The following is a 6,624-nucleotide window of genomic DNA, read 5'->3' on the forward strand; positions in this document are numbered from 1 at the left end:
ATTCCGGGTGGCCGGTTCTCTGCGGCTGATTATCGGCGTATCGGCCGGTGAGCGGCCATGATCTCCCGGGTGGCTGTGCGAACGCCATCAGGCGGGGCCGGACATCCGTGAGGGTTCCGGGAGGGTGGGGGAGGGGGTTCGGTAGGGTCTGCGGCGTGCACAAGACCCTGATCGTGACGAACGACTTCCCGCCCCGCCCGGGCGGTATCCAGGCCTTCCTGCACAACATGGCGCTGCGCCTCGACCCGGGCCGGGTCGTCGTCTACGCGTCCACCTGGAAGCGGGGCCCCGAGGGCGCCCGGGCCACGGCCGCCTTCGACGCCGAGCAGCCCTTCACCGTCGTACGGGACCGGACGACGATGCTGCTGCCGACGCCCGCCGTCACCGCGCGGGCGGCGGGTCTGCTGCGTGAACACGGCTGTACGTCGGTGTGGTTCGGGGCGGCGGCGCCGCTCGGGCTGATGGCGCCGGCCCTGCGGAAGGCGGGCGCCGAGCGGCTCGTGGCGACCACCCACGGTCACGAGGCGGGGTGGGCGCAACTGCCCGCCGCGCGTCAACTGCTGCGCAGGATCGGCGAGTCGACGGACACGATCACCTATCTCGGTGAGTACACACGGTCGCGGATCGCCACCGCGCTGACTCCGGGGGCCGCCCGGCGGATGGTCCAGCTGCCGCCCGGGGTCGACGAGAAGACCTTCCACCCGGGGTCGGGGGGTGAGGCCGTCCGCGCGCGGCTCGGGCTCACCGACCGGCCCGTCGTGGTATGCGTCTCGCGGCTGGTTCCGCGCAAGGGGCAGGACACGCTGATTCTCGCCATGCCCCGCATCCTCGCCACCGAGCCGGAGGCGGTCCTGCTGATCGTCGGCGGCGGGCCCTACGAGCGTGAGCTGCGCAAACTCGCCCACGAGACCGGCGTCGCGGGCTCGGTCCGCTTCACCGGCGCGGTGCCCTGGGCGGAGCTGCCCGCCCACTACGGCGCCGGTGACGTCTTCGCGATGCCGTGCCGGACGCGCCGGGGCGGCCTGGACGTCGAGGGGCTCGGGATCGTGTACCTGGAGGCGTCCGCGACGGGGCTGCCGGTGGTCGCCGGTGACTCGGGGGGCGCGCCGGACGCCGTCCTGGACGGGGAGACCGGCTGGGTGGTGCGCGGCAGCTCCGTGGAGGACGCCGCCGACCGGATCACCGTACTGCTGGGCGACGCCGAACTGCGGACCCGGATGGGGGAGCGAGGGCGGGCCTGGGTCGAGGAGAAGTGGCGCTGGGACCTGCTCGCGGAGGAGCTGAAGACGCTGCTGTGAGGGCGCTGTTGTGGCAGCGGGGCCTTGACGCGGGGCTGTGACGGTGGGCGTCCGCATTTTTGAACATGTGCGGGTTCACAGCCACTAGGCAGAACCCTCACCCCCGCCGATGATTTGCGCATGACAGAGAGACTGATACACCGTCAGCTTGCCGATCGCGGTCTGACGAGACGTCAAATGCTTGGTGCGGCCGCCATCCAGACAGCCGCCACCCTCGGGTTCACCCGCGTCGGACTCCAGTCGGCCCAGGCGGTCGAACCCGCCGCCGTCGAGGCAGCCCCCGCGATCGTCATCGGCTCCGGGTACGGCGGCGCGGTCGCCGCCCTCCGCCTCGGCCAGGCCGGTATCCGCACCGTCGTCATCGAGATGGGCCGCCTCTGGAACACCGCCGGCTCCGACGGCAAGATCTTCTGCGCCACCGCCTCCCCCGACAAGCGGTCCATGTGGTTCAAGACCCGCACCGAGGCACCGCTGGCCAGCTTCCTGTGGCTGGACGTCATCAACAGGGACATCAGCCCCTACCCCGGGGTCCTGGACCGTGTGCACTACGACAACATGTCCGTGTACCTCGGGCGCGGGGTCGGCGGCGGTTCGCTGGTCAACGGCAGTATGGCCGTCACCCCGCGCGAGTCGTACTTCGCCGAGCAGTTCCCCGGCGTCGACCTCGCCGAGATGTACGGCACCTACTTCCCGCGGGCCCGCGCGGAACTCGGTGTCAACAACATCGACCCCGCCTGGTTCGAGTCCACGGAGTGTTACCGCTACGCCCGGGTCTCCCGAAAGCACGCCGAGAAGGCCGGACTGAAGACCACCTTCGTACCGAGCGTCTACGACTTCGACTACATGAAGCGCGAGGCGGCCGGCACCGCGACCAAATCGGCGCTCGCGCAGGAGGTCATCTACGGCAACAACCACGGCAAGCGCAGCCTCGACAAGACGTACCTCGCCTCGGCGCTGGGCACCGGAAACGTCACCATCACCACCATGGAGCGGGTCAGGGCGATCACCCGGGCCGCCGACGGGACGTACCTCCTGACCGTCGACCGGATCGACGACACCGGCGCGGTCGTGCAGACCAAGCAGTACCGGTGCAGCTATCTGTTCCTCGGCGGCGGCAGCATCGGAACCACCGAACTCCTCGTCCGGGCCCGGGAGACGGGCACGCTGCCCTATCTCGACGCCAGTGTCGGCACCGGCTGGGGGACCAACGGCGGTGTCATGCTCGGGCGCGCCAACCACATCTGGGACACGACCGGGACGACCCAGTCGACGATGCCGGCCATGGGCATCGACGACTGGGCCAACACCGCCAACCCCGTCTTCGCCGAAATAGCCCCGATGCCAACGGGGTTCGAGAACTGGGCGAGCCTGTATCTGGCGCTCACCAAGAACCCGGAGCGGGCGTCCTTCACCTACGACGCGGCGACCGACTCGGCGCGGCTCGGCTGGAGTGCCGCCCAGAGCGCGGTGTCCGTCGCCATGGCCAAGAAGCTCTTCGACAAGATCAACGCGGCCAACTCGACCGTCTACCGGTCCGACCTGTTCGGCGGCAACAAGGTGTTCGCCGACGACTTCACCTACCACCCGCTGGGCGGCTGCGTGCTGGGGAAGGCCACCGACAACTACGGCCGGGTGAAGGGGTATTCGCGGCTGTACATCACCGACGGATCGCTGGTGCCCGGCTCGATCGGGGTGAACCCGTTCGTGACGATCACCGCGCTCGCGGAACGGACGATGGCGCGGGTCCTCGCCGAGGACACCGCGCCATGACGTTCAACAGGCCCGCCGGTAAGGCGGATTGGGCCGACTAACCCTGGTAGATAGCCTCGATCTCGTCCGCGTAGTCCTTCGCCACCACATTGCGCTTGAGCTTCAGGGACGGCGTCAGGTGGCCCGACTCCTCGGTGAACTGGGAGGCCAGAATGCGGAACTTCCGCACCGATTCCGCCTTCGACACCGCGGCGTTGCCGTCGTCGACCGCGCTCTGGACCGCCGCGAGGAGATCCGGGTCCTGGGCGAGCGACGCCGCGGTGGACCCGGCCGGCTTGCCGTGCTCTGCGGCCCAACGGCCCAGGAACTCCTCGTCGATGGTGACCAGCGCGCCCACGAACGGCCGCCCGTCGCCCACCACCATGCACTCCCCGACCAGCGCGTGCGCGCGGATACGGTCCTCGATCACGGCCGGGGCCACGTTCTTGCCGCCCGCCGTGACGATGATCTCCTTCTTGCGGCCGGTGATGCTGAGGTAGCCGTCCTCGTCGAGGGTGCCGATGTCGCCGGTGTGGAACCAGCCGTCGGCGAGCGCCTCCTCGGTCGCGCCGGGGTTGTTCCAGTACTCCTTGAACAAGTGCTCGCCGTGCAGCAGCACTTCGCCGTCGTCGGCGATGCGCACCACCGAGCCGGGCAGCGGCTGGCCGACCGAGCCGATCTTCTGCCGGTCCCACGGGTTGAACGCGGTCGCGGCACAGGACTCGGTGAGGCCGTAGCCCTCCAGCACCGTGAAGCCGATCCCGCGGAAGAAGTGCCCGAGCCGCTCGCCGAGGGGGGCGCCGCCGGAGATGGCGTACTCGCCCCGGCCGCCGAGGACCGCGCGCAGCTTGCTGTAGACGAGCTTGTCGAACACGCTGTGCTTGATCTTCAGGCCGAAGGACGGGCCCGACGGGGTGTCCAGCGCGCGGCTGTACGCGATCGCCGTGTCCGCCGCCTTGTCGAAGATCCTGCCCTTGCCGTCGGCCTGCGCCTTGGCGCGCGCCGAGTTGTAGACCTTCTCGAAGACACGCGGCACACCGAGGATCAACGTCGGCCGGAACGAGGCCAGTTCATCGGTGAGGTTCTTGATGTCCGGGACGGTGCCCAGCCTGATCGGCGCCATCATCGGCGCGATCTGCACCAGCCGCCCGAAGACATGCGCGAGCGGGAGGAAGAGGAGCACCGAGCACTCGCCGGTACGGAACAGCGGCCGCAGCCGCTCGACGACGTTCCCGCACTCCGCGAAGAAGCTGCGGTGCGTGAGGACACAGCCCTTGGGCCGGCCGGTCGTACCGCTCGTGTACACGATGGTCGCCGGGTCGTCGGCCTTCGTCCGCGCCGCGCGTTCCTCAAGGGCCGCGTCGCTGACGTCCTGGCCGGCCCGCCCCAGCTCCTCCACCGCGCCGGCGTCGATCTGCCAGACGTGCTTGAGCTCGGGCAGCCGGTCGCGCACCGACTCGACGGAGGCCGCGTGGCCGTCCAGCTCCACGACGACCGCGGTGGCCCCCGAGTCGCTGAGGATCCACTGCACCTGCTCGGCGGAGCTGGTCTCGTACACCGGTACGGTCACCGCGCCCGCGCACCAGATCGCGAAGTCGAACAGCGTCCACTCGTACCGCGTACGGGACATCAGGGCGACCCGGTCGCCCTGCGCGACCCCGGAGGCGATGAGACCCCTCGCGACGGCGTGCACCTCGGCGAGGAAGGCCGTGGCCGTCACGTCCTGCCAGGCGCCGCCCACCTTGCGGGCGATGACGGCGACATCCGGATGCTGCACGGCGTTTCGGCGGACGATGTCGGTCAGATTTCCGTCCGCGGGGACCTCGTACAAAGCCGGAAGGCTGAACTCGCGCAAGACTGCTGCTCCTCATAGGGCGCCGGCGCCACGACGTTGTGCGATGCGACGGTGCGGTCCATGGCTCGGGCAAGTACTTCAGGATCTCGTCGCCGAAATCCTGAGTACGACTGGACTGCCCGGACGTTACCCGCCGGTATGGCGGCTACGACAGGGGGGTCCGGTGAGATGTTCGCGGTGTCACACGGGTTGATGTCTTTTTACGCACAGTAGTGCACGGTTTTCTTGACTGACCAGTAACGGCGGACGACCCCCCTCTTCTGTTCACCTGTGCCGCACACGCCTACGCTTGATCGCCATGGCACCCACACGGCGGGGCAACCCGGACGAGAAGTCGACGCGCGTCCATGTGGTCAGTGACGTGCACGGCAACGTGCGGGACCTGGCCATGGCCGGTGCGGGCGCCGACGCCCTGATCTGTCTGGGCGACCTGGTCCTCTTCCTCGACTACGCCGACCACTCGCGCGGCATCTTCCCCGACCTCTTCGGCGCCGAGAACGCGAGCCGCCTCGTCGCGCTGCGCACCGCCCGCCGCTTCGAGGAGGCACGCGAGCTCGGGGCCCGGCTGTGGGCGGGCGTCGGCGCGGACCGGGCGACGGTGATAGAGAAAGCGGTGCGCAAGCAGTACGCCGAACTGTTCGCCGCTTTCCCGACACCGACGTACGCGACCTACGGCAATGTCGATATGCCGGACCTGTGGCCGGAGTACGCCGGCCCGGGCACCCGGGTGCTGGACGGGGAGCGGGTGGAGATCGGGGGCCGGGTCTTCGGCTTCGTCGGCGGGGGCCTGCGGACCCCCATGCGCACGCCGTACGAGATCAGCGACGAGGAGTACGCGGCGAAGATCGAGGCGGTCGGCGAGGTCGACGTGCTGTGCACGCACATCCCGCCGGAGGTCCCGGAGCTGGTGTACGACACGGTCGCGCGCCGCTTCGAGCGCGGCAGCCGCGCCCTGCTGGACGCGATCCGGCGCACGCGCCCCCGGTACGCGCTGTTCGGCCATGTCCACCAGCCGCTGGCCCGGCGGATGCGGATCGGCGCCACCGAGTGTGTGAACGTGGGGCACTTCGCGGGGAGCGGGCGGCCGTGGGCGCTCGAATGGTGACCCGGCGCTCGCGTCCGGCGGGCGGTGTCCGGCCGTCGGCGCCCCACGGTGACACCGGTGCGGGTGGCAACGGCCCGGGCCGCGCGGGGTAGCCTTCACGCTGCACATACGTGCGCACCAACCCTCCCTCACCGGACCGCACCTGGAGGAGCCACGGCGATGGCGGAATTCACCAGTTCGAGCATCACGATCGAGGCGGCACCGAACGAGGTGATGGCGGTCATCGCCGACTTCGCCCGTTACCCGGACTGGACCGGCGAGGTGAAGGAGTCCGAGGTCCTGAAGACCGACGACCGGGGCCGCGCCGAGCAGGTCCGCCTCGTCATGGACGCCGGCGCGATCAAGGACGACCAGACCCTCGGCTACACCTGGACCGGCGACAACGAGGTCTCGTGGACCCTGGTCAAGTCGCAGATGCTGCGGGCGCTGGACGGGTCGTACATCCTGAAGGCGGCGGGTGACGGGGCGACGGAGGTCACCTACCAGCTGACGGTGGACGTCAAGATCCCGATGCTCGGCATGATCAAGCGCAAGGCGGAGAAGGTCATCATCGACCGGGCGCTGGCGGGGCTGAAGAAGCGGGTCGAGGAACCCAAGTAGTTTTCCGCGCCCCCGCC

The 6,624-nt window shown here is 69.8% G+C and carries 5 protein-coding genes; 4 read left to right on the forward strand and 1 reads right to left on the reverse strand.

The window, feature by feature from the left end; genetic code table 11:
• Positions 1 to 155: 155 nt before the first annotated feature.
• Positions 156 to 1,298 carry a glycosyltransferase family 4 protein gene (locus AOK08_RS41150; protein WP_055535605.1) on the forward strand — a complete coding sequence of 381 codons (1,143 nt, stop codon included), beginning with the start codon at positions 156 to 158 and terminating at the stop codon, positions 1,296 to 1,298.
• Between the two features lie 120 nt (positions 1,299 to 1,418).
• Complete coding sequence (locus AOK08_RS41155) at positions 1,419 to 3,068, forward strand: GMC oxidoreductase (protein WP_079054576.1); 1,650 nt, start codon at positions 1,419 to 1,421, stop codon at positions 3,066 to 3,068.
• 37 nt (positions 3,069 to 3,105) lie between these two features.
• On the opposite strand, the gene AOK08_RS41160 is transcribed toward AOK08_RS41155, so the two are convergent.
• Positions 3,106 to 4,902, reverse strand: a complete 1,797-nt coding sequence (locus AOK08_RS41160) for an AMP-dependent synthetase/ligase (protein WP_055535608.1) — start codon at positions 4,900 to 4,902, stop codon at positions 3,106 to 3,108.
• A 349-nt stretch (positions 4,903 to 5,251) separates the two neighbouring features.
• Between AOK08_RS41160 and AOK08_RS41165 the strand changes: the two genes are divergently transcribed.
• The gene (locus AOK08_RS41165) at positions 5,252 to 6,007 is read left to right on the forward strand and encodes a metallophosphoesterase family protein (RefSeq protein WP_055535610.1); all 756 of its coding nucleotides are present in this window, start codon (positions 5,252 to 5,254) and stop codon (positions 6,005 to 6,007) included.
• A gap of 159 nt (positions 6,008 to 6,166) precedes the next feature.
• The gene (locus AOK08_RS41170) at positions 6,167 to 6,607 is read left to right on the forward strand and encodes an SRPBCC family protein (RefSeq protein WP_055535609.1); all 441 of its coding nucleotides are present in this window, start codon (positions 6,167 to 6,169) and stop codon (positions 6,605 to 6,607) included.
• The last annotated feature ends 17 nt before the right edge of the window (positions 6,608 to 6,624 follow it).

It is taken from the genome of Streptomyces graminilatus (genome assembly GCF_001418565.1).
Classification (GTDB): domain Bacteria; phylum Actinomycetota; class Actinomycetes; order Streptomycetales; family Streptomycetaceae; genus Streptomyces; species Streptomyces graminilatus.